General features: G+C 56.3%; 21 protein-coding genes and 1 tRNA gene. 12 read left to right on the forward strand and 10 right to left on the reverse strand.

Annotation, left to right across the window (positions count from 1 at the left end; genetic code table 11):
• Positions 1-18: 18 nt before the first annotated feature.
• Genes CZ322_RS06355 through CZ322_RS06365 form a run of 3 tightly spaced genes read right to left on the reverse strand, consistent with a single transcriptional unit; the run spans position 19 to position 3390 of the window.
• Complete coding sequence (locus CZ322_RS06355; RefSeq protein WP_087070642.1) at positions 19-882, reverse strand: Cgl0159 family (beta/alpha)8-fold protein; 864 nt, start codon at positions 880-882, stop codon at positions 19-21.
• A 2-nt stretch (positions 883-884) separates the two neighbouring features.
• Positions 885-1874, reverse strand: coding sequence for a 5-dehydro-2-deoxygluconokinase (iolC, locus tag CZ322_RS06360; RefSeq protein WP_087071188.1), 990 nt, complete (start codon positions 1872-1874; stop codon positions 885-887).
• A gap of 25 nt (positions 1875-1899) precedes the next feature.
• Positions 1900-3390, reverse strand: coding sequence for a CoA-acylating methylmalonate-semialdehyde dehydrogenase (locus tag CZ322_RS06365; RefSeq protein ID WP_087070643.1), 1491 nt, complete (start codon positions 3388-3390; stop codon positions 1900-1902).
• Between the two features lie 246 nt (positions 3391-3636).
• On the opposite strand from CZ322_RS06365, the gene CZ322_RS06370 reads away from it, so the two are divergent.
• Entirely contained in the window at positions 3637-4419 is a 783-nt protein-coding gene (locus CZ322_RS06370) for a GntR family transcriptional regulator (protein ID WP_087070644.1), read from the forward strand.
• Positions 4420-4574: 155 nt separating this feature from the next.
• Here the strand turns inward: CZ322_RS06370 and CZ322_RS06375 are convergent, their stop codons facing one another.
• From CZ322_RS06375 to CZ322_RS06400, 6 genes are read right to left on the reverse strand one after another with little or no spacing between them, the layout of a single operon-like run.
• Positions 4575-5909, reverse strand: a complete 1335-nt coding sequence (locus CZ322_RS06375; protein WP_087070645.1) for a hypothetical protein — start codon at positions 5907-5909, stop codon at positions 4575-4577.
• Complete coding sequence (locus tag CZ322_RS06380) at positions 5910-6884, reverse strand: ABC transporter permease subunit (protein WP_026428778.1); 975 nt, start codon at positions 6882-6884, stop codon at positions 5910-5912. It lies immediately after the preceding gene.
• Complete coding sequence (locus CZ322_RS06385; protein WP_081690054.1) at positions 6881-8371, reverse strand: sugar ABC transporter ATP-binding protein; 1491 nt, start codon at positions 8369-8371, stop codon at positions 6881-6883. The genes CZ322_RS06380 and CZ322_RS06385 overlap by 4 nt, the downstream gene beginning before the upstream one ends.
• A gap of 2 nt (positions 8372-8373) precedes the next feature.
• Complete coding sequence (locus tag CZ322_RS06390) at positions 8374-9330, reverse strand: ABC transporter substrate-binding protein (protein ID WP_016442592.1); 957 nt, start codon at positions 9328-9330, stop codon at positions 8374-8376.
• A gap of 60 nt (positions 9331-9390) precedes the next feature.
• Entirely contained in the window at positions 9391-10419 is a 1029-nt protein-coding gene (locus tag CZ322_RS06395; RefSeq protein ID WP_159455011.1) for a LacI family DNA-binding transcriptional regulator, read from the reverse strand.
• A gap of 58 nt (positions 10420-10477) precedes the next feature.
• The gene (locus CZ322_RS06400; RefSeq protein ID WP_087069845.1) at positions 10478-11902 is read right to left on the reverse strand and encodes an IS3 family transposase; all 1425 of its coding nucleotides are present in this window, start codon (positions 11900-11902) and stop codon (positions 10478-10480) included.
• Positions 11903-12204: 302 nt separating this feature from the next.
• Here CZ322_RS06400 and CZ322_RS06405 point away from each other — a divergent pair, with 302 nt between their 5' ends.
• The 7 genes from CZ322_RS06405 to CZ322_RS06435 all read left to right on the forward strand — a co-directional run bounded on the left by CZ322_RS06405 (position 12205) and on the right by CZ322_RS06435 (position 16675).
• Positions 12205-13101 (forward strand): methyltransferase domain-containing protein, encoded by an 897-nt coding sequence (locus CZ322_RS06405; protein ID WP_307886424.1) that lies wholly within the window; start codon positions 12205-12207, stop codon positions 13099-13101.
• 11 nt (positions 13102-13112) lie between these two features.
• Positions 13113-13454: a cupin domain-containing protein gene (locus CZ322_RS06410; protein WP_087070647.1), complete on the forward strand. Its 342-nt coding sequence runs from the start codon at positions 13113-13115 to the stop codon at positions 13452-13454.
• Between the two features lie 9 nt (positions 13455-13463).
• A complete protein-coding gene (locus CZ322_RS06415; RefSeq protein ID WP_101595603.1) occupies positions 13464-13781 on the forward strand; it encodes a hypothetical protein in 318 nt (105 codons plus the stop codon).
• A gap of 87 nt (positions 13782-13868) precedes the next feature.
• A tRNA-Asn gene (locus CZ322_RS06420) sits at positions 13869-13940 on the forward strand.
• A gap of 121 nt (positions 13941-14061) precedes the next feature.
• Positions 14062-15486: an IS3 family transposase gene (locus CZ322_RS06425; protein ID WP_087070649.1), complete on the forward strand. Its 1425-nt coding sequence runs from the start codon at positions 14062-14064 to the stop codon at positions 15484-15486.
• A gap of 114 nt (positions 15487-15600) precedes the next feature.
• Positions 15601-16113 (forward strand): peptide deformylase, encoded by a 513-nt coding sequence (gene def, locus CZ322_RS06430; RefSeq protein ID WP_087070650.1) that lies wholly within the window; start codon positions 15601-15603, stop codon positions 16111-16113.
• Between the two features lie 55 nt (positions 16114-16168).
• Complete coding sequence (locus CZ322_RS06435) at positions 16169-16675, forward strand: DUF3145 domain-containing protein (RefSeq protein WP_026428785.1); 507 nt, start codon at positions 16169-16171, stop codon at positions 16673-16675.
• 18 nt (positions 16676-16693) lie between these two features.
• Here CZ322_RS06435 and CZ322_RS06440 read toward each other — a convergent pair whose 3' ends face one another.
• Positions 16694-17131 carry a phosphopantetheine-binding protein gene (locus CZ322_RS06440; protein WP_087070651.1) on the reverse strand — a complete coding sequence of 146 codons (438 nt, stop codon included), beginning with the start codon at positions 17129-17131 and terminating at the stop codon, positions 16694-16696.
• Between the two features lie 34 nt (positions 17132-17165).
• Here CZ322_RS06440 and CZ322_RS06445 point away from each other — a divergent pair, with 34 nt between their 5' ends.
• The 4 genes from CZ322_RS06445 to CZ322_RS06460 all read left to right on the forward strand — a co-directional run bounded on the left by CZ322_RS06445 (position 17166) and on the right by CZ322_RS06460 (position 19746).
• Positions 17166-17780: a hypothetical protein gene (locus CZ322_RS06445; RefSeq protein ID WP_087070652.1), complete on the forward strand. Its 615-nt coding sequence runs from the start codon at positions 17166-17168 to the stop codon at positions 17778-17780.
• Positions 17781-17828: 48 nt separating this feature from the next.
• Entirely contained in the window at positions 17829-18443 is a 615-nt protein-coding gene (locus CZ322_RS06450) for an L-threonylcarbamoyladenylate synthase (protein ID WP_087070653.1), read from the forward strand.
• Complete coding sequence (locus tag CZ322_RS06455) at positions 18440-19102, forward strand: HAD hydrolase-like protein (RefSeq protein WP_087070654.1); 663 nt, start codon at positions 18440-18442, stop codon at positions 19100-19102. Before CZ322_RS06450 ends, CZ322_RS06455 begins: the two co-directional genes overlap by 4 nt.
• A gap of 176 nt (positions 19103-19278) precedes the next feature.
• Positions 19279-19746, forward strand: a complete 468-nt coding sequence (locus tag CZ322_RS06460; RefSeq protein ID WP_087070655.1) for a hypothetical protein — start codon at positions 19279-19281, stop codon at positions 19744-19746.
• The last annotated feature ends 119 nt before the right edge of the window (positions 19747-19865 follow it).

Here is a 19865-nt window from a genome sequence, read left to right on the forward strand (position 1 = left end):
TTGGATATGTGGGCTTCTCTAGGAGAGAAGCTGGGCGGCGTTGGCCACGGCGCCTTGAACGTCGCCTGATTGTGGATAGAGCAATGACCGGCCAATGACCAGGCCGATCACGTTAGGGATCTCCAAGAGGAGAGCCCACCTGTGCAGGGTTTTAGCAGCGTCGTTGCTGACTTCCCCGCCGAGGATAACGATGGGTAGGGTAGTAGCCCGAGCGAAGCGTTCCAGGTCTGGGGTATCGGGGAGTTTGAGGACCGTGTAGGAACTATTAGCCCCCAAACCTGAAGCGATTGCTATCGAGCGGGTGACAGCATCGGTAGAAACATCATTGACGACCTGGCTGCCTTCACGCCGTGAGATGAAGGGTTCGACCATGGCGATGCGTTGGCGCCGGGCAAGGTCGGTGACTACTTTCCCGGCCATCTCTAACGTGCCAACGGTTTGTGTTTCCTGGTAGGCGATACGGAGCAGGATTTTCCCTCCTTGCAGGCCTGCTTTAGCTATCCCTTTGGCCGTATAGCCCGTGATACGATCATCGAGTTCCCACGCGGCGCCGGCCAGTCCTGCCCGGTTCATGGACCCGTATACCCATTTGCCGTCCAGGGCTCTCAGGAGTGCGAGGTCTTCAATGATGTCGGCTGTTCCTAACAGGCCGGAAACCCCGGGCACGGCAAGCGCGTCACACAGGCGTGCGAGCAGGTCGAAACGGTCTTCCATAGCGCGGGGGTTAGCGCCAGCCGCGAACGCGCCCCGGGCGGGGTGGTCAGCGGCCATGATAAGGAATTTCCCATTGGGTAGGAGGCTGGCGGGTTGCTCGCGTGTGAGCAAGGCTTGGTGAGCAGTGCCCGGGCAACGCCGTCCTGCAATAAGCCTGGCAATATCCATGGTTACTGGTTGCTTTCTACTGATTTGGGTGTATCGAGTAGCGCGTCGGTGTGGTTAGCGGCCAGTACTTGCTCGATTTCATCCTGGGTGGGCATCGCGGTAGAGCATTCGATACGCGAGGTCACGATCGCGCCGGCAGTGTTGGCATACCGGATTGTTTTCTCCAGGCTCCAGCCCTGTAAAAGCCCGTGGACAAGGGACCCACCGAAAGCATCCCCGGCTCCAGCCCCGTTGACCACGGTCGTGTTCATCGCGGGGATAAAGAATTCTTCCGCGCTCGATTTCGCGAGGGTGCCCTTGCTGCCTTGCTTGACCACAGCGATCTGGACCCCGCGTTCCAGTAGTGCTGTTGCAGCCGCGTGTGGATCAGTTTCCCCGACCGCGATTTCACATTCTTCCACGTTACCCACCGCGACTGTCGCATACTCAAGAACTTCCGCATAACGCTGACGTGCCAGATCAACTGACTCCCAGAACATTGGACGCCAGTCCATATCGAAAACGGTATGGTCTTTACGCCCCCGCATGGCAAGCGCGCTCATATGGGTGGAATACGAGGGGTCCTCGCACAGGCCCGTCCCGGATACCCACAAGAGTTTAGCCTCGCGTACCTGGTCTTCATCCAGATCACTGTCCTTGATCTGGAGGTCAGGGGCGGAGGGTTCACGGTAGAAGAAGAACGGGAAATGTTCGGGTGGGATAATCTCGCAGAAAGTAACAGGCGTGTTCAGGGTATCGTCAACGATCACGTATTCATCTGATACGCCGAGCCGGCGCATTTCCAGGCGGACCCACCGCCCGAAAGGATCATCACCTACCCCGGTGAGGGTGGCGCAGTCTTCTCCCAGGCGTGCTGCTGCTACCGCAACGTTAGTAGGCGATCCTCCCAGGAATTTCCCGAACGTTGTGACTTCTTCGAGGGTGCAATTAGTTTGTAGGGGATAGATATCGACGCCGCAGCGTCCGATTGTTAGTACATCATGGACGACCATGTCCATCACTTCCTTACCTTATTGTTTATTCGGTGCGTTCAAACGACATTGTTGCTTCATAGGTGCCCTCGGAAGGCCAACGCACCGTGGTGGCCTTCGCGCGCGTGTAGAAGCGCACGCCTTCGGGCCCGTGGATATGGGTATCTCCCATGAGAGAGTCTTTCCATCCGCCAAAGGAGTAGTAGGCCACGGGGGTGGGGATGGGGACGTTGATACCGACCATGCCAGCTTCAACTTCCAGTTCGAAACGACGTGCCAGACCACCATCATTCGTGAAGATCGCTGCCCCGTTGCCATACGGCGAGGAATTAACAAGAGTGATGGCTTCTTCGTAGGTGTCTACCTCGACGATTGCCAGGACGGGACCGAAAGTTTCTTGCTTGTAGAGGAGGGAGTCTTGGGGGACGTGCGTGCAGATAGTTGGGCCGAGGAAATACCCTTTCTCGTGCCCGCTCACGCGAAGCGTGCGGCCATCAAGAATGACTTTCGCGCCTTTTTCTTCGGCATCATTGATCGCATCAATAATGCGTTGTTTTGATTGGGCGTTGATAACCGGGCCCATTTGGACGCCTTCGTCCAGGCCGTAACCCACCCGGATAAGCTCGGCGTGTTCTTTGACTGCTTTCGCTAGTTTTTCACCGATCCCACCCACCGCGACAGCAACGGGCAGGGCCATGCAGCGTTCACCTGCCGCGCCGAAAGCCGCTGCTGAGAGGTGTTTACCAGCGAACTCGATATCAGCATCGGGCATCACAATCGCGTGGTTATTAGCCCCACCCAATGCTTGGACACGTTTACCCGCGCGCACCGCACGCTCCTGGATCAGTTTCGCAACCGGGGTTGAACCCACGAAAGAAACAGCCCTAATATCCGGGTGGTCAATCATAGCCATCGTGAAATCATTCGACCCGGAAATAACCTGGAAGACCCCGTCCGGCAGTCCGGCTTCCTTATACAAACGCGCAATCACAAGAGAAGCCGAGGGCGTGGCCGGTGCGGGTTTCAAAATGAAAGCATTCCCGGTAGCAATAGCAATCGGGTGCATCCACATAGGCACCATCACCGGGAAATTAAACGGGCAAATCCCGCTAACAACACCCAGGGGCTGGCGTAGCGTGTGAATATCTACCCCGGTGGAAATATTCGACGAGGTTTCACCTTTCAAAGCGACGTTAATCCCGCAAGCAAAATCAAGGGTCTCCCGCCCACGCTGGATCTCCCCGATAGCATCCGAATAATCCTTACCATGCTCAGCCACAATCGCTTTAGCGATCTCGTCTTGATGATCCAAAACAAGCTGACGCATCCGATACATGATCTCGGTACGCTTAGCCAACGAGGTACGAGCCCAAGCTTTTTGAGCTTTAACAGCAACCCCTACCGCGTAGTCAAGATCTTCACGGCTTGCCTGTAACAAATACCCGCGAATCTCACCACTCGCCGGGTCATCAACCTCAATCTTTCCCTCAGGTTGCCCCGCATAGAGGCCACCATTAATCCAATGAGGTATATCCATTCGTATCACTCCCTTGTGAGTCCAAACCAGCACCCCACCAGCGGGGTGTCTCATTGGTTTCCAAAATAACCCCACCCCACCCACTTGTAAACACAAAAGACCAGCCAGGGCGGCCAGCAAACTTGAATGAACACGGCCATATAGGACAGCATCGAAGCGATAAAATGAGAGAAACACTAGCTAATCTCACTATTGTCCGCTATGTTTACAATTGGGTGAACAAATAAGAGTGAGAGGGTCACGTTAATGTCAAACCTGGGTGGGAAAGACAACCCGGATCAGCTGGATATCCCGGTTGCTCCGCAGATTGTTTTCGACTCTCGCTCCTCGCTTCCTTTGCATCAACAAATCACGCAATCATTAGGGAGCCTGATTGACTCCGGCGCGCTTTTACCCGGTCAGCTCCTTGAAGACGAAGTATCTATGTCACGCAGGCTGGGAGTCTCACGTCCTACACTACGGCGGGCGTTGCAAGTGTTGACTGATGAAGGCAAACTCTCACGGCGTCCGCGCGTGGGAACCAGGGTGATGCCACGGGTTTTCCAACGGGATCCTTCCCTGGCGAGTCTTTCCGATGATTTGCGGGCGGCGGGCCGTGAACCACGCACGGATGTTCTCCAGTATCGGGTGGTGTTTGCTGATAGTGGTCTAGCTGGCGATATGCATTGCCAAGAAGGTAAAGAGATCGTGGCTTTAGAGCGGTTGCGGTGGGCGGAGGGGAACCGTATGGGGATTATGCGTAACTGGATCCCAGCCGATCTAGCGCCCTCTCTTACCGCGATATCATCGGGTGGTCTCTATGATTTCTTCAAGAGCCACGGGATCGTGTTACGTGGTGGGGTCCAGCGTATTAGCGCGCGTAGCGCGACGCCTACGGAAGCAGAACTTTTACACGTAGCATCCGGGGCACCTCTCTTACGGGTGCGGCGTAGTGCTTATGATGAATCCGGGCGGGTCGTGGATCTAGCCGACCATTTGTATGACGCGGAACAATACGACCTCACCCTCCCACTCAACTTCCCGGCGTGAATCACACCTGGAGGAATCAGTTTCTTGGTAAAAGGGAACTGGGTGGCTAACGCGAGAATGATCGCGCCAGCCACCCAGCTTTGTATACGGTAACCGTGCTGTCCTACTCTGGGACATCTAGAAATCCGGCAAGTGCCATACGGGATTCTCTGGTCCTAAAGTACTTCCGGAGGAGTTTCTAACTGGTCGGCTATATCTTTCCAGTTAGACGCGAATTTGCCGTATGCCGTTTTGATATCGACACCCACAGGGAGCTCCGGGCATTCGTTTTCGAGGTTGGTACCCCAGTTTCCCCATCCCGACTGCTTGCGCTGCACGATCTGGAAGCCTCCCGATGGCTTCGAGGTATACCAGATCATTGCACGACCGGTAGATGTGTCATATTCGACTGTCTTATCGGAAGCTCCGGGGAAGATAGTCTCGTGCTCCTCTTTCTGGACGTCGATAGGTTCAGAATCGACTCGCCAATCACGCAGCTCTGCATCAACAAACGATTTCTCGCGAACAATTGCCAGCCGGTCGCGGATCGTTTCGTCCGTTAAAGCACCTTCGAAAGTCGAGAATAGGCGCCAGTACAAATCCCAATGGGCGTTCTCAATATCATCCGTTAGGACGGCCTTAAACTCTTCAAGTTTCTTGCGCTGAGGCAATGTACCGTCAGAAATGGTCTGCTCGACCATGTCGGCCAGGTGTCCAGCATAAGGATCGCCGCTGCGATATCGGGATCCACCGTAGCACGCAAACCGATCAAAGAGCAGCTTTCCTTGCCCGGCCTCGAATTCATCCCCAACGGTGATCTTGTTAGTTACAGAACGCCCGTTGATCACGGTTTGGAAATCATCTACGTAATAACGACGGCTGAACCAAGGCGTCCTATAAGTGAAAGCCCACTCGATTGAGAAGTTCTTACCCCTGAGCTCTGGGAGGAGCCCGTCGGGAATCACACCTAGCATTCTGAAAGAAAGCAAGACCGGTCCGTCTTCACGGATCTCAATCTTCACCTTTGTGTGTTCTGGCGGATTGATCAGTCCGTTTTCAGGAGTGAAGAACGGGCCGTAAAATCCACCAATCGCATTGTTTCCAGAGGGGAGGAGATCAATACCCTCATCAAGGGTGCGGAAATGCTTGAGCCCCCACTTTGAGGCACCAGTGCCCTCGGCGGTACCCGTGCATACATCAATATCGAAGTAGCCGGTATTAACGCGGGCCCATGAGTCAACTTCAGTACCGGGTCCTTTTGTGATTCCTTCTCCGGATTCGACTGGTTCATCCAGTGTGAAACTTGCCTCGCCCTCAAAACTGAGTGTAGTGACAAATCTGGTGGCCTCTTGTGGAGCCGGCTGATCAACCAATCGCTGGCAAAGGATCTGCTCTCCAGTATTGGTTCGTGCTAGCCATAAAGACTCTGTGAGCACTTGTGGTTCATCGAAGTAAATCGGCTCGAATGCCCGCTTTCCTTCGATACTACTGATTACTTTATGGGTCTTCATCTACTTTCCTGCCTTGGTGCTCTTCTGCTTGAGGGAATCAATGGCGACGGCGAGAATAATGACGACGCCCTTAATTAGTAGCTGAGTGAAGAATTGGACATTCATCAGAATCATGCCGGTCGAGAGCACGCCGAGAATGATCGCACCGATGAGGGTTCCGATGATCTTGCCCTTACCACCGGCAAGGGATGTTCCACCTAGAACAACTGCGGCAATAGCATCAAGTTCGTATCCGGTTCCAGCGGTCGGCTGCGCGGAAACAACGCGTGCGGCGAAAATGACACCCGCAAGCCCTGAGAGTGCCCCTGCAATGACGTAAACAGATGTGAGTACACGCTTCACGTTGATTCCAGCGAGCCGTGCTGCCTCGGGATTGCCGCCGACTGCGTAAACATGCCTGCCGTACTTCGTGCGTTCGAGGATGAACCAGCAGATGATGTAGACAATGATCATTACAATGACGGGAACTGGAATTCCAGCCATGTATCCGTTTCCGAGATCTCTGAAAGCCAGCTTGTTATCTACGATGGGTTGGCCGCCGGTCAGTGTGTATCCGAGGCCACGGAGGAATGTCATCATGCCGAGCGTCACGATAAAGGGCGCGAGGGCTAGATACGCCGATAGGGCACCATTTACCCATCCCGCAACTGCACCGGCAAGAATGCCAGCGATTATCCCGACGATGGCTGGAGCACCGGAGATACAAGCCAGTACTGCGGTTACACCCGATACGGCAACGATTGATCCGACAGAGAGATCAATGCCGGCAGTAATAATAACGAAGGTCATACCGGCCGCAATGATCGCGTTGATAGAGATCGAACGGGCGATATTCATGAGATTGTTCATCGACATGAAGTTCGGGGCGATGAGCGCCATAATCACGACGAGAAGGACGAGGACCGCGAGAATCCCAACCTTATCCCACCACGCAGCGAAGTTCATTTTCCGTCGAGGTGCAGCTTCTATAGTCATGCTTGTTCCTTTGTTGCTCCGGTCGCGAGGCTCATGACCGATTCTTCTGTGGCATCTCGTGCATCGAGTTCTCCCACGACTTTTCCTTTTCGCATAACGATGATGCGATCAGACATTCCCAGAACTTCAGGGAGGTCAGAAGAAACCATGATGATGGTTTTACCTTCTTTAGCCAGATCATTCATGATTTCGTAGATCTCCCTTTTCGCCCCGATGTCAACACCGCGCGTAGGTTCATCGAAAATCAAAAGATCGGCACCTGCCATGAGAGTGCGGCCGAGAAGTGCCTTTTGTTGGTTTCCTCCCGAAAGAGCTCTTACCGGAAGACTTGTGGAGGTCTTTCGAATATTGAGCACTTCCATGATCTGGCGAACTTTCTTTCGAATTGCGCCTCGCGCGAGTACGCCGAGTTTGGTGAAGTCACCCAGAGAGGCAATCGAGATATTCGATGCCGTTGTGTGATCCAAGAACAGACCTTGTTCCTTTCTTGATTCCGGCACCATGGCAATGCCAGATTCCAGGGCCTCCTTGGGACTTTTAGGATGATATCTTTCGCCTTTGAGTAGCAACGTTCCGCTACTCATGGGATCTGCTCCCATAAGTAGCCTGACGGTTTCCGAACGCCCGGCACCGACCAAGCCTGCAAATCCAAGAATTTGACCGGCGCGAGCTTTGAAGGAAACGTCGTCAACTCCAGGCGCTTTGAGATCCTTTGCCTCAAGCACCACTTCTCCCGATGCACGGTCCGCGTGTTCGTAGAGATCACCGATTTTTCTACCGACCATCATTCGCACGATTTCGTCAGGTGTTAATTCGGCTAGAAGCTGTGTTCCGACGGACGTTCCGTCCCGAAGAACGGACACCCTATCAGCCAATTTCCACACTTCTTCCATGCGGTGAGTGATGTAGATAAGGCCGACACCGTTTTGCTGCTGTTCCCGAATAATTCTGAAAAGATCCTCTGTTTCAGCTCGGGAAAGCGCGGCAGTTGGTTCGTCGAGAACGAGGATGCGGGCATCCTCGGCAGCAGCACGAGCAATTTCGACCATCTGCTGCATACCGATGGAAAACGAGCCGAGAGGCCTGTTCACGTCGATGTCCACTCCAATAGCCGATAACTTAGCGCGTGCATCCGAACGCATCTTTTCACGGTCAAGGATCCCGTGTTTGAGTGGTTCAACGCCGAGGCAGAGATTCTCGGCTACCGTCAGATTTGGGACGGTATTGATCTCTTGGTGGATGATTGCGATTCCATGTTTACGCGCATCGTTAGGAGATGAGATATGGACTTCCTGACCGTCAACGAAGATCTTTCCACTGTCGGCAGCAAGATTCCCCGCCAGGATTTTCATCAACGTTGACTTGCCAGCGCCGTTTTCTCCCATGAGGGCATGAATCTCTCCGGCGTTCAGATCAAAGGAAACTCCTCCAAGCGCTTGGGTAGCGCCGAATCTTTTCCTGATCCCTTCGAGCTTGAGAAGAGTCATTTCTACCATCCCGGGTATTCGTCTACCGCATCCCGGGTAATGATTTGCGAGGGGATGAGGATAGTGGTTTCGGTGAGTGATTCTCCACGAGCAAGCTGCTGCCCAACCTCGATTGCTTTTTCGACCATTTTTGCGGGTTCTTGGGTGGCCGTGCCGACGAAGGGAGAACCAGCGGTTCGGAGTTCCTGGAGTCCTTCGGGAGAAGCGTCGATTCCTACCACCTTAATTTCATTAGTACGTCCAGCTTGCTGCACGGCAAGCGTCGCACCAAGGGCGGACGGGTCATTCATTCCAAAGATGCCTTGGACATCGCTGGCTGCAGTAAGCATGTCGGTAGTGACGGAGAGACCGGTGGCGCGGTCATTTTGCGAGTTTTGGTGCCCGACTTCCTTGATGCCGGGGAAATTCTTCATTGCTTGATTGCAGCCCTTAATGCGATCCGTGATCGTCTGGATAGGTGTGCCATCAACAACCAAAATATTTCCCTTGCCACCCATCTGTTCGAATAGATAGGTGCATGCAATTTCGCCAGCCTGAACGGCATCGGTCATAACAATGGCATCCGCGCCCTTCGCAGGAGTATCAACAGCTACCACGAAGATCCCTGCCTGTCGCGCACGTTCGATGGCGGGTTGGAGGCCGGACTCGTCAACGGCGGAGACAACGATAAGGTCTACGCCTTGCTGAATGAATGTGTCAATCTGAGTATTCTGATTCGCCAGATCAAGTTTGGCGTCTTGGACGTTGAGGGTTGCGCCAATCTTCTCGGCTGCTTCTTTCGCTCCCTTATCCATAGCTGAGAAGAACGGGTTCGACATGTCCTGCACCATTAAGCCGATTTTCTCGATCTTGTCAGGTTTCGGCGCTTCCGTAGCGGAGTCACCTGAAGTACAACCCGAGAAAGTTGCGGCGAGCAGAATGCTTGTCGTGAAGGCGAGCGCCTTTTTTGCTGTTCTCATCGTTGAGATCTCCTTTTGGTTAGATAGGCCGGTTTAGCCCAATTTGGTTTTCTAATTTGTTTAGCAGCCGCAGGAGGCGCGAATTCTGAGCTTGACGTTCACCTCCTCAGACTCCTGGTTGTGGTAACGGATAGCTCCCTGCGGATGCTCTTGCATGATGTGAATAGGTTTTAGAGCGGCTTTTGCGCCGATATCGCGAGAATCTTCGTCAATCAACGTCACTGGAGGATTGACGAAAGTTGACCAGGTGAATTCGTCAAACGCAATTAAGGCGACTTGATCAGGAACATGGAGATCACATGCCTGGAGTGCGTGCATGGTTCCGAGGAGGAGAGGATTGTTACCGGCAATAATCGCGAGCTTCTCTACCTTCGTATTTCTGAGATATTCCTCTAACGCAATTGCGCTCGATTGTGAGTCATTAGCGCATTCGAGAATCGAGAGAGTTGCCCCGAATTTCTTGGCGGCGTTTTTCATGCCTTTAATTCGAGTTTGCCTTGTCGACCACCGCTCGGGATAGATCAATAAAAGCCACGTGTCGAGTTCATGATAATTAAGATGTTCACCGATTTGATGAGCGGCTTGTTCGTTATTTGAGGTTACAGATACCGAACCGGACGGCGCAGTCGGTCCTTGCGAGTCGACATAGACAATGGGGATTCCCCACTCGCAAAGTTTCTCGTGATTGTCTACAGATAAAGTAAGAGTGCTGATAACTCCGGCTGCCCGCGATTGGATTGCTTCGGTGACAACCAAATCTTCAGTTTTCTGATCAAATCGGCCTTCAGGAGCAAGATCGGCTGTGCGTACTCCATGGGAAGATGCGCGCAACATTTCATGAATGCCATCGAGCATATCGACGTAGTAAGCATTAGATGTTGATGCGGTCATCACGACGATTGGGCCGGGAGTTTCGCGACGCAGGGCGCGTGCTGTCTGGTTCGGGATGTAGTTGAGCGTTTTAGCCGCTTCCAATACTCGGGCTTTGGTCGATTGCGTGACGGGCGCTTTGCCGGAAAACGTATTGGAAACAGTCCAAATAGACACACCGGCGGCCCGAGCCACGTCTTTAAGAGTTGCCGGTTTCATCAGGGTCTCCTTTGTCCCAATTGGTTGCGTTGAGGTCAAGCTAGGGGCTGCGGACTGTTTATTGGACATTATCGCTTAAAACCGCTTGACGATGCTCCACAATCGTTAAACCATCGAACTTCAAGGTAATACGCTTCTGGTTATAGAAGAACATATACTCGTCTATCGCCTCGCATAACTCATCGGTTGTAGCCCACTTCTTCCCGTGATAAATCTCGGTTTTCATCCGCCCGAAAAACCCCTCACAAGCAGAATTATCCGGACTACACCCCTTCTTCGACATCGACCGCGTCAACCCGTAACGCCGCGTAAGCTCAATCCAGGACACAGACCGGTAGTGGACTCCCCGATCCGAATGGATCACGAGTGGATGCTCACTCTGGCCGGCTTGTAGCTCGTTTAGACGCTGGTGCGGGAGGGTTGCCAGGGCGTTTTCAAGGGAGGAATCAGCCAACACTGAGGTTGGGTGTAATCCCCTCGTATACGCCACGACTTTCCCGTCATAACAGTCAATAATCGGGGAGAGATAAACCTTCCCGTTAGCTGCGTGGAACTCGCTGATATCCGTGAGCCAAAGCCGTCCGGGCTCATCAGCGTGGAAGTCACGCTCGACTAGGTTTTCCGGTGCCGGGCTGATCTCCCCGCCGTAACTAGAGTACTTCCGGCGTGCTTTGGCATACCTGACCGGGATTTCCTCTTCCCGCATCAAGCGCTGGATGACTTTCTCCGAGACCACATACCCAAGCTTTCTAAGCGCTAAACGGATACGCCGATACCCATACGTATACAAGCCCTCGCGCGCGATCTGAGCGATCAACTCACGCAAGCGAGCATGCTTGTCAGGCCGCTCTAGCTGTTTAGCGGTGTAATAGTACGAGCTTGCCGGCAAATCCAAGGTATCTAAGACCATGGCTAGCGGCGTGGTAGAGCGTAGCTGGTTAGCTACCCGTGTTTTCTCTACCGCTTCACTGCGCCCGCCTGTGCGGGCTTTTCCTTTTTTTGCTAGCTCGAGCTGGGCTTTCAAGACGCGTTTCTGCACGATTAAATCGGCTACAAGAGCACGTAATTCTTCCGGGTCTTGGGGTAGCTGGGCTTCCAGTTGGTGGCGGGTTTTCGCTTTGATCTGGTCGCATTCTTTCTCGTTCATGAGTCCTAGACTGCCTTCCGCATCCCACTTTTTAACCCAAGCATAGATGTTTGTGCAGTTCACGATTCCTAGATCCTGGGCGATAGTGTAGGCGTTTTCCCCGCTGCGGAATCGCTTGCAGGCAGTTACTTTCACGTCCGTTGATATTTTCTGGTTAGGGGCGTGTTTCTTCGGTTTTCTCTGCTCTGGTTTCTCGTTGCTATTCCGGATCCATTTGTAGAGCGTGTCTCGGCCTGGGTAGCCCAGTTTACGGACTGTGGCGGTTACCGATTGCGTGCGTTGGTAGGTGGTGAGGGCTTTACGGATCTGCTCTCTCGTGTACGTACGCTTACTCATTGAACGTTCTCCTTAAAAATCTCTAGGAAACCGTCCGCACCCCCCTATGTCACCTAAACGTTTAGGGCAAGGATGTGCGTTTGTCTAAGTTGATGTGGGGTGTGCCACAGGTGGTTGTGTTGTGGGCATTTCAAGATGCTTACTCTCAACAGTTTTGTATTTATTAGCATCGGGTGACTTGGTGGCTAAGGCAATGGGTGGATTTCTAGTGGTAATTATTCGCTTTTATGAGTTGTCAGGTTGGTGTGAAATCGTTGTGACACGCCCTTTTCTCACCAGGCCCGCGGGATTAAGGTGAATCCATGATCGATGACAATGCTCCACTTCCGCAATCTGATCGTCCCACCGCTACCGCCGCCGGGCACTGGGTGCTCGCCCGCGCCGGCAAACGGGTATTGCGCCCCGGCGGCTTGCATTTGACGAAGGCCATGCTTGAGTATGCCCAGCTGGCCAGCGCGGACGTTGTAGAATTCGCCCCCGGCCTGGGCCGGACCGCAGAACTCATTATCTCCGAGCCCATTCACTCCTACACCGGGGTAGATCAAGACAAGAATGCGGTGACCCGCGTCAAGGGGATTGTGGAGAAAGTGGGCGGCGTCGTCGTTAATTCCACCGCGCAAAAATCTGGACTACCCGATGCCGGTGCCGATGTGGTCGTGGGCGAAGCGATGCTCACCATGCAGGGCGCGAACTCGAAAGCCGCGATTGTGGGCGAGGCGTTCCGGCTGCTGCGCCCGGGCGGGCGCTACGCCATCCATGAACTGAGCCTCACCCCGGATAGCATCGACCCGGCCATTGCCGATACCCTGCGCAAAGGCCTGGCGCAGACGATTCGCGTCAATGCGCGCCCGCTCACCCAGGCCGAATGGCGGCAGGTGCTCACCGATGCCGGTTTCGAGGTGGAATGGGTGGGGGATGCCCCCATGGCCCTGCTTTCTCTGCGCCGCAACCTCGCCGACGAAGGCCTGCGCGGGGTGGCGCGTATCCTCCGCAACGTGCTGCGCGATAAAGAGCTGCGTGCGCGAGTGCTGGCCATGCGCGCGCTCTTCCGCAAGTATCGCCACCACCTGGCCGGCGTGGCCATGGTGGCCCGTAAGCCCGTTGAATCCGTTGGTGCTGCTGGTGCTACTGGCGCCGCCGAATCTACTGGCATCGCCAGCTCTGCGGATGCCGGCACTTCCGCTACCACCGCTAACTGAAAGGACAACCGATGAGTGAAAACACCCCGCAACTTTCCTACCTGGAGGATCTGGGCGCCACGGTGGATTACGCCGCCGCCTCGACCGTTTCCACCACCGCGCTGCGCGTTGAAGGCGCGAATGTGGTGGTCTTCTCCTTCGATACCGGCGAGGAGCTCTCCGAGCACACTGCCGCCGTGCCCGTGCTCATCCAGGTGCTGGAAGGGGAAGTGGAGATGCGTACCGAGGGGCGCACGGTGCAGCTGCGCCCCGGCGGGCTCGTGCACCTGCCCACCCGTCTCCCGCATGCGGTGCGCGCCCTGGCTCCCACCAAGATGGTGCTGTTCATGCTCACCGGGCAGAGCGTGGGCTAGAGTAGCCCCATGTCACAACCCGAGAAACCGGAGCTGCCTGAAGAGCCTGAGGTGCGCGAGGCTCCGGACAATGCCGAGCCGCAGGCCGAAACGGAGCAGCCGAGGGGGCCCGAGGCGCCGGAAACCCGTACCCTGGACGCTGCCCAGGCGGAGGAGATTCAGCGCATCGCGCGCCGGCGTATGATCGCCGCCGCGATTGTGGGAGTCATCCTGCTTATCGTCATGTTCTTCGCCGGGCGCGCCCTGCGCCAGCACCTGGCCGCGCCTGATGCTGGCGCGGGGGAGCAGGTAGCTGCGGCTGATGTACGGCAGGAGCCCGGCCTATAGCGGCCCTTTGAGCTAAGGGTGGCAGAGCGCACACCTCTCAAGTTGCTTCACGGCCCGCCATTGACTATTATCTTTTCTGTTGCAAATTCCCGCATAGCTCAATGGCAGAGCATTCGACTGTTAATCGAACGGTTGCTGGTTCGAGTCCAGCTGCGGGAGCGAACGAACGGCGGTGAGCGTAGGCTCGCCGCCGTTCTGCTCTGTCCGGCACCCGCGGCGCGGGTTAATAGACAAAAGGGGGTGCGGACGGTTTCCTAGAGATTTTTAAGGAGAACGTTCAATGAGTAAGCGTACGTACACGAGAGAGCAGATCCGTAAAGCCCTCACCACCTACCAACGCACGCAATCGGTAACCGCCACAGTCCGTAAACTGGGCTACCCAGGCCGAGACACGCTCTACAAATGGATCCGGAATAGCAACGAGAAACCAGAGCAGAGAAAACCGAAGAAACACGCCCCTAACCAGAAAATATCAACGGACGTGAAAGTAACTGCCTGCAAGCGATTCCGCAGCGGGGAAAACGCCTACACTATCGCCCAGGATCTAGGAATCGTGAACTGCACAAACATCTATGCTTGGGTTAAAAAGTGGGATGCGGAAGGCAGTCTAGGACTCATGAACGAGAAAGAATGCGACCAGATCAAAGCGAAAACCCGCCACCAACTGGAAGCCCAGCTACCCCAAGACCCGGAAGAATTACGTGCTCTTGTAGCCGATTTAATCGTGCAGAAACGCGTCTTGAAAGCCCAGCTCGAGCTAGCAAAAAAAGGAAAAGCCCGCACAGGCGGGCGCAGTGAAGCGGGAGAGAAAACACGGGTAGCTAACCAGCTACGCTCTACCACGCCGCTAGCCATGGTCTTAGATACCTTGGATTTGCCGGCAAGCTCGTACTATTACACCGCTAAACAGCTAGAGCGGCCTGACAAGCATGCTCGCTTGCGTGAGTTGATCGCTCAGATCGCGCGCGAGGGCTTGTATACGTATGGGTATCGGCGTATCCGTTTAGCGCTTAGAAAGCTTGGGTATGTGGTCTCGGAGAAAGTCATCCAGCGCTTGATGCGGGAAGAGGAAATCCCGGTCAGGTATGCCAAAGCACGCCGGAAGTACTCTAGTTACGGCGGGGAGATCAGCCCGGCACCGGAAAACCTAGTCGAGCGTGACTTCCACGCTGATGAGCCCGGACGGCTTTGGCTCACGGATATCAGCGAGTTCCACGCAGCTAACGGGAAGGTTTATCTCTCCCCGATTATTGACTGTTATGACGGGAAAGTCGTGGCGTATACGAGGGGATTACACCCAACCTCAGTGTTGGCTGATTCCTCCCTTGAAAACGCCCTGGCAACCCTCCCGCACCAGCGTCTAAACGAGCTACAAGCCGGCCAGAGTGAGCATCCACTCGTGATCCATTCGGATCGGGGAGTCCACTACCGGTCTGTGTCCTGGATTGAGCTTACGCGGCGTTACGGGTTGACGCGGTCGATGTCGAAGAAGGGGTGTAGTCCGGATAATTCTGCTTGTGAGGGGTTTTTCGGGCGGATGAAAACCGAGATTTATCACGGGAAGAAGTGGGCTACAACCGATGAGTTATGCGAGGCGATAGACGAGTATATGTTCTTCTATAACCAGAAGCGTATTACCTTGAAGTTCGATGGTTTAACGATTGTGGAGCATCGTCAAGCGGTTTTAAGCGATAATGTCCAATAAACAGTCCGCAGCCCCATTTGTCTATTAGCCCCGCGGCGCGGCCCTGTAAGCTATAAGCCTAAGCCGTGGCGTGCGAGCGTTACTACTGTGAGAAATCTTATAAAGGAGTTCGTGATGGCATACCGGGAGATTCGCGTGGTGGGGGACCCGGTCCTGCGCACCCCCTGCGATCCGATTCGGGAGATCACCCCGGGCATCGTGCGCCTGGTCGAAGACCTCCTCGAAAACGTGAACGACGCCGCCCGGGCGGGCCTAGCAGCCAACCAAATCGGGGTCTCCCTGCGCGCCTTCTCCTGGCATATCGACGGCGAGATCGATTACATCCTCAACCCCGTGATCGTGGCCCTCTCCGAAGATGAATACCAGGATGGCGAGGAAGGCTGCCTATCCGTCCCGGACCTGTACTACCCGACCAAGCGCGCCTGGAACGCCCGCGCGGAAGGTATCGACCTGGACGGCAAGAAGAAAATCGTGGAAGGGGAGGGACTCCTCGGGCGTTGCATCCAGCACGAATGCGATCACCTGGACGGCCACCTCTACCTCGACCGCCTGGAGCGGGAGGTCCGTAAGCAAGCGATGCGCGATATTCGCCAGCTGCGCGTCTCTTCTGCGCTACAATCGCTCTAGTAGCCCCTCCGCGTGGGTAGCACGGGGAAAGCCACCCAAGCGCAGGAGGAATGCTATGGCACACAAATACGCCACTCGCGGCGTCATATTCATTCACTCTGTTATGCCGGCCGTTCAACCCCACGTTGAATGGGCGGTTACAAGCGTGCTCGGATACGAACCGCATTTTGAGTGGACGAAACAACCCGCCGCCCCGCATATGAACCGGGCAGAAGCCTCGTGGACGGGAGAAGTGGGAACCGGAGCCATGCTCGCCTCCGCCCTCAACGGCTGGGAGCATTTGCGTTTTGAGATCACCGAGGATGCCAGCCCGGTATCCGAAGGAGGCCGTTGGTCCGCCACCCCCGGCCTCGGTATTTTCTACGCCCAAACAGACCTGACCGGCAATGTGGTGATCCCGGAAAACCGGGTGCGGGCCGCCCTGGAAAACGCGGGGAACGACGCCGCAGAAATGCGCCGGCTCCTCGATATTGCCCTCGGCCAAGCCTGGGATGATGAGCTTGAGCCCTTCCGCTATGCCGGCGCGGGCGCACCGGTACGCTGGCTGCACCGCGTGGGCTAAAGCCCGAGAAATAGCGGGTTAAAGCCCCAGGGCAGCCCGCAAATCCTCCGCGGACAGCGGGGCATTTTCATCCGGCACATCCGGTGCATTTGATTGATTCGACTGATCCTGCGCATCCGCCTTATCCGACTGCTCCGGGCTAGGCCCCGCCGCCGCATCCGCGCTTGTGGCAGCGGGAGTGGGGCGGGCCGCAGCTGCGCCGTCGTGCTGAGAAGAAGAGGTGGTGAGGCTGAGGTCCGCGCCCGGGCAGCTGAGCCGCACTAGCTCCCCGAGGGTGCGCGCCGCGCAGATCTCGCTATCGGGCACCACCACGCCGCTGGCATCTTCCAGGGTGACTGCAATAGCCCAGCGTGTCACGCTATCCACGCGGCTCAGCTCGAAACTTTCGGTGGCATCCGGGTAGCCTTCGCGCTCCAGAACACCCGCGCCCAGCGACATGAGTTGCGCTACCTCCATCGCACGACCTCCCTATTTTCGGTACGCTCGCATCATGGCATTCCTCGATTTGATGCAGCAACTCTTCCAGCATACCCGGGCCCCGGAAGCCGGTACGGCCACCGCGCAGGCGCTGCGTGATCGGCTTGCTGAGGATCCGAACGACGTCGAGGCTTTCACCCAGCTCGTCACCCTGGCACGCGAGGCCGAAGGTGAACTCCCGCCCGCCGATCCGCTCACCGCGGAGGGCATCGGAACCGGAAGCATCCTTTCTGCGGACCTGGCGATTTATGCCCTCGCCGAAGAACTCTCCAGCTCACCGGCTTCCTGGTACCCGCAGCTGCATATGGCTCGCCTTGCGGTGGAGTCCGATCCCGAGCGGGCCCTGCGGCTCCTCACCACCGCCACGGATCGCAATCCGGATGGGCACATCCTCGCCCGGGCCATGGCAATTCTGCGCGATGCCGGGCACCCGGATCAGGCCCTCAGTTTGGGGCTGGCCCATTGGGATCCGGCCACCCACAGTTTCGAGGCTGGGGAGGCGCTGGTGCGCACCGCACTGGCGGCCGGGCGCACCAATGAAGCCCGCGCCTACCTGCGGGAAATGGAACCCTATGCCGGGGCGGCCGAGCTCGCGGAGCTGCGGGAGGCGGTGAGCGCGGCGGAGTAGTCAAAACCGCCGCTTTTTCGTGTCGCAGCCTCGACTAGACTAGGGGCTATGGCTACCTTCATTGATATTCATCCTGAGGATCCGCAACCGCGGCTCGTCACCAAAGTGGTGGATCGGCTGCGCCGCGGTGAGGTGGTGGCCCTGCCCACCGATTCCGGTTACGCCATTGTGTGCCAGATGGGCAATAAGGAGGGCCTGGAGCGGATTCGCAGCATCCGGCAGGTGGGTGATAAACACCATTTCACCCTGCTATGCCACGATTTCGCGCAGCTCGGGCAGCTCGTGATCGTAGATAATCCCGATTTCCGGCTCATCAAAAGCCTCACGCCCGGGCCCTACACCTTCATTCTCAAGGGCACCAAAGAAGTGCCGCGCATGACCCTCAACCCGAAGAAACACACGGTGGGCGTGCGCATTCCCGATCACCGCATCACCCAAGCTGTGGTCACGGAAATGGGCGAACCGCTACTTTCCTCCACGCTGATTCTTCCCGGCGCGGAAGAACCCCTCGAAGAGGGCTGGATTGTGGAAGATGAACTGGGCTATGCCCTAGATGTGGTGGTGAACGGGCCTGTGGGGCGCGGCCCCACCACCGTACTTGACCTGGTAACTAACGAAATCGCGAGACAAGGAGCAGGCGATACCGCCGGACTTGACCTGTGAACCCTATCCTTATTGATCTGGACGGAACCTTCCACGATTCCGCCGCTATCGTCAAAGAAACTTTCCGGGCCACCCTGCGCGAAGAAATGGGGGAGGACCACCCCGAAGAATTCTTCGTGCAGTTCATCGGCCCGCCGCTCATCGATACTTTCACGAAGCTCGGCGCGGCCGACCCGGTGGAGATGGTGCGCCGCTACCGGGTGCGTTACGAACAGCGCATGCTCGACACCCCGATTTTCCCCGGGATGCGCGAATTGGTCGAGGAACTGGATGCGGCCGGGGTGCCGCTGGCCATTGCGACGTCGAAAAACGAAAAGAATGCCCGCGCGATTCTGGAACACCAGGGCGTGGCGCAGCACTTCCGCTATATTGCCGGGGATCCCGAAGATATCCCCGGGTACGGGAAAGCTGAGGTGGTGGGGGCCGCGCTGCGCGAATTGCGGGCGCAGGGAATTGATACCTCGCGTGCCCTCATGGTGGGGGATCGTATTCACGATGTCGACGGCGCAGGCCAGCACGGCCTTCCCACGGTGCTCGTGGAGTGGGGGACTGCCCCGCGTTCCGAATGGGAGCTGGCCTGGCGGCACGTGGGAACCGCACGCGAGCTCGGTGAGATCCTGTGGGATTTCGCCGGGGTGGAGCGGTCACAATCCCATTAATATCGGGCACGGGCATATTAACATAGGGTCACAGCAGCATTAAGGCTGGATACAATTTGATTAAGATCTGAGTAGCGAGGCGTGCGGCCGTATACATCCCCCCGAGGCGTCGTTAGACTCCCACATAAGATCGTCACCGTGGCGGTTGAATACCTAATTCAACGGAGGGATCTGATATGAACGCGTATAAGGCTGGAAAGATCGCGGCGGGAGCTGCGGTTCTCAGTGGTTTTCTTGGTTATCCGCTCCTCTACATTAACGCCTTGGATATCTTGCAATGGGCCTCAGAATTTAGCCTCGCTATCTGGACCTGTACCTGTTTTGGCATGCTCTGGGTCGCGCTCGGCCAGGTTTATGTCCTGGGGGTCTACCAGTGGTTTGGGCTGCTGGAACAACCCCGGCGCTCTGCACCGGCGTGGCTGCGCCCCACCATGCAGGCCGTCCCGGTGATCGCGGCTGCCCTCGGAGTGATCCTCCTGGTCTTCCTCATTATTAAGGATGCCGGGCATCCGAGCATACTCATTCTCATGGCTGCCCTGTGGGTGCTCAGCCTGGGTGCCAGCGCGGTAGCGCGGCTCATGTCCAGGTATCTTGCCAGCCGGGAAATTTCAGTGGAGGAGAAGCTCGCGGTTCCAGTCGCCTAGGCTCGCAGATCTCAGGATCGCGGTTAGCATGGCGCACCACCAGCATAAGCTCACACCGCCGCCAGCACAGGCTCGAACCGCCGCTAGCTCAGGCCCACTGGCTTTCGTAGAGGCGGGCG

This window comes from Actinotignum timonense, assembly GCF_900155575.1.
GTDB lineage: Bacteria > Actinomycetota > Actinomycetes > Actinomycetales > Actinomycetaceae > Actinotignum > Actinotignum timonense.

Bases quoted from the DNA above. Each gene is read 5' to 3' on its own strand.
- CZ322_RS06385 (WP_081690054.1), bottom strand. From the start codon at position 8,371: ATGACTCTTCTCAAGCTCGAAGGGATCAGGAAAAGATTCGGCGCTACC.
- CZ322_RS06380 (WP_026428778.1), bottom strand. From the start codon at position 6,884: ATGACTATAGAAGCTGCACCTCGACGGAAAATGAACTTCGCTGCGTGG.
- CZ322_RS06425 (WP_087070649.1), top strand. From the start codon at position 14,062: ATGAGTAAGCGTACGTACACGAGAGAGCAGATCCGTAAAGCCCTCACC.
- CZ322_RS06440 (WP_087070651.1), bottom strand. From the start codon at position 17,131: ATGGAGGTAGCGCAACTCATGTCGCTGGGCGCGGGTGTTCTGGAGCGC.
- CZ322_RS06390 (WP_016442592.1), bottom strand. From the start codon at position 9,330: ATGAGAACAGCAAAAAAGGCGCTCGCCTTCACGACAAGCATTCTGCTC.
- CZ322_RS06355 (WP_087070642.1), bottom strand. From the start codon at position 882: ATGGATATTGCCAGGCTTATTGCAGGACGGCGTTGCCCGGGCACTGCT.
- CZ322_RS06450 (WP_087070653.1), top strand. From the start codon at position 17,829: ATGGCTACCTTCATTGATATTCATCCTGAGGATCCGCAACCGCGGCTC.
- CZ322_RS06405 (WP_307886424.1), top strand. From the start codon at position 12,205: ATGATCGATGACAATGCTCCACTTCCGCAATCTGATCGTCCCACCGCT.
- def (WP_087070650.1), top strand. From the start codon at position 15,601: ATGGCATACCGGGAGATTCGCGTGGTGGGGGACCCGGTCCTGCGCACC.
- CZ322_RS06400 (WP_087069845.1), bottom strand. From the start codon at position 11,902: ATGAGTAAGCGTACGTACACGAGAGAGCAGATCCGTAAAGCCCTCACC.
- iolC (WP_087071188.1), bottom strand. From the start codon at position 1,874: ATGGTCGTCCATGATGTACTAACAATCGGACGCTGCGGCGTCGATATC.
- CZ322_RS06435 (WP_026428785.1), top strand. From the start codon at position 16,169: ATGGCACACAAATACGCCACTCGCGGCGTCATATTCATTCACTCTGTT.
- CZ322_RS06375 (WP_087070645.1), bottom strand. From the start codon at position 5,909: ATGAAGACCCATAAAGTAATCAGTAGTATCGAAGGAAAGCGGGCATTC.
- CZ322_RS06445 (WP_087070652.1), top strand. From the start codon at position 17,166: ATGGCATTCCTCGATTTGATGCAGCAACTCTTCCAGCATACCCGGGCC.
- CZ322_RS06365 (WP_087070643.1), bottom strand. From the start codon at position 3,390: ATGGATATACCTCATTGGATTAATGGTGGCCTCTATGCGGGGCAACCT.
- CZ322_RS06460 (WP_087070655.1), top strand. From the start codon at position 19,279: ATGAACGCGTATAAGGCTGGAAAGATCGCGGCGGGAGCTGCGGTTCTC.
- CZ322_RS06370 (WP_087070644.1), top strand. From the start codon at position 3,637: ATGTCAAACCTGGGTGGGAAAGACAACCCGGATCAGCTGGATATCCCG.
- CZ322_RS06410 (WP_087070647.1), top strand. From the start codon at position 13,113: ATGAGTGAAAACACCCCGCAACTTTCCTACCTGGAGGATCTGGGCGCC.
- CZ322_RS06395 (WP_159455011.1), bottom strand. From the start codon at position 10,419: ATGAAACCGGCAACTCTTAAAGACGTGGCTCGGGCCGCCGGTGTGTCT.
- CZ322_RS06415 (WP_101595603.1), top strand. From the start codon at position 13,464: ATGTCACAACCCGAGAAACCGGAGCTGCCTGAAGAGCCTGAGGTGCGC.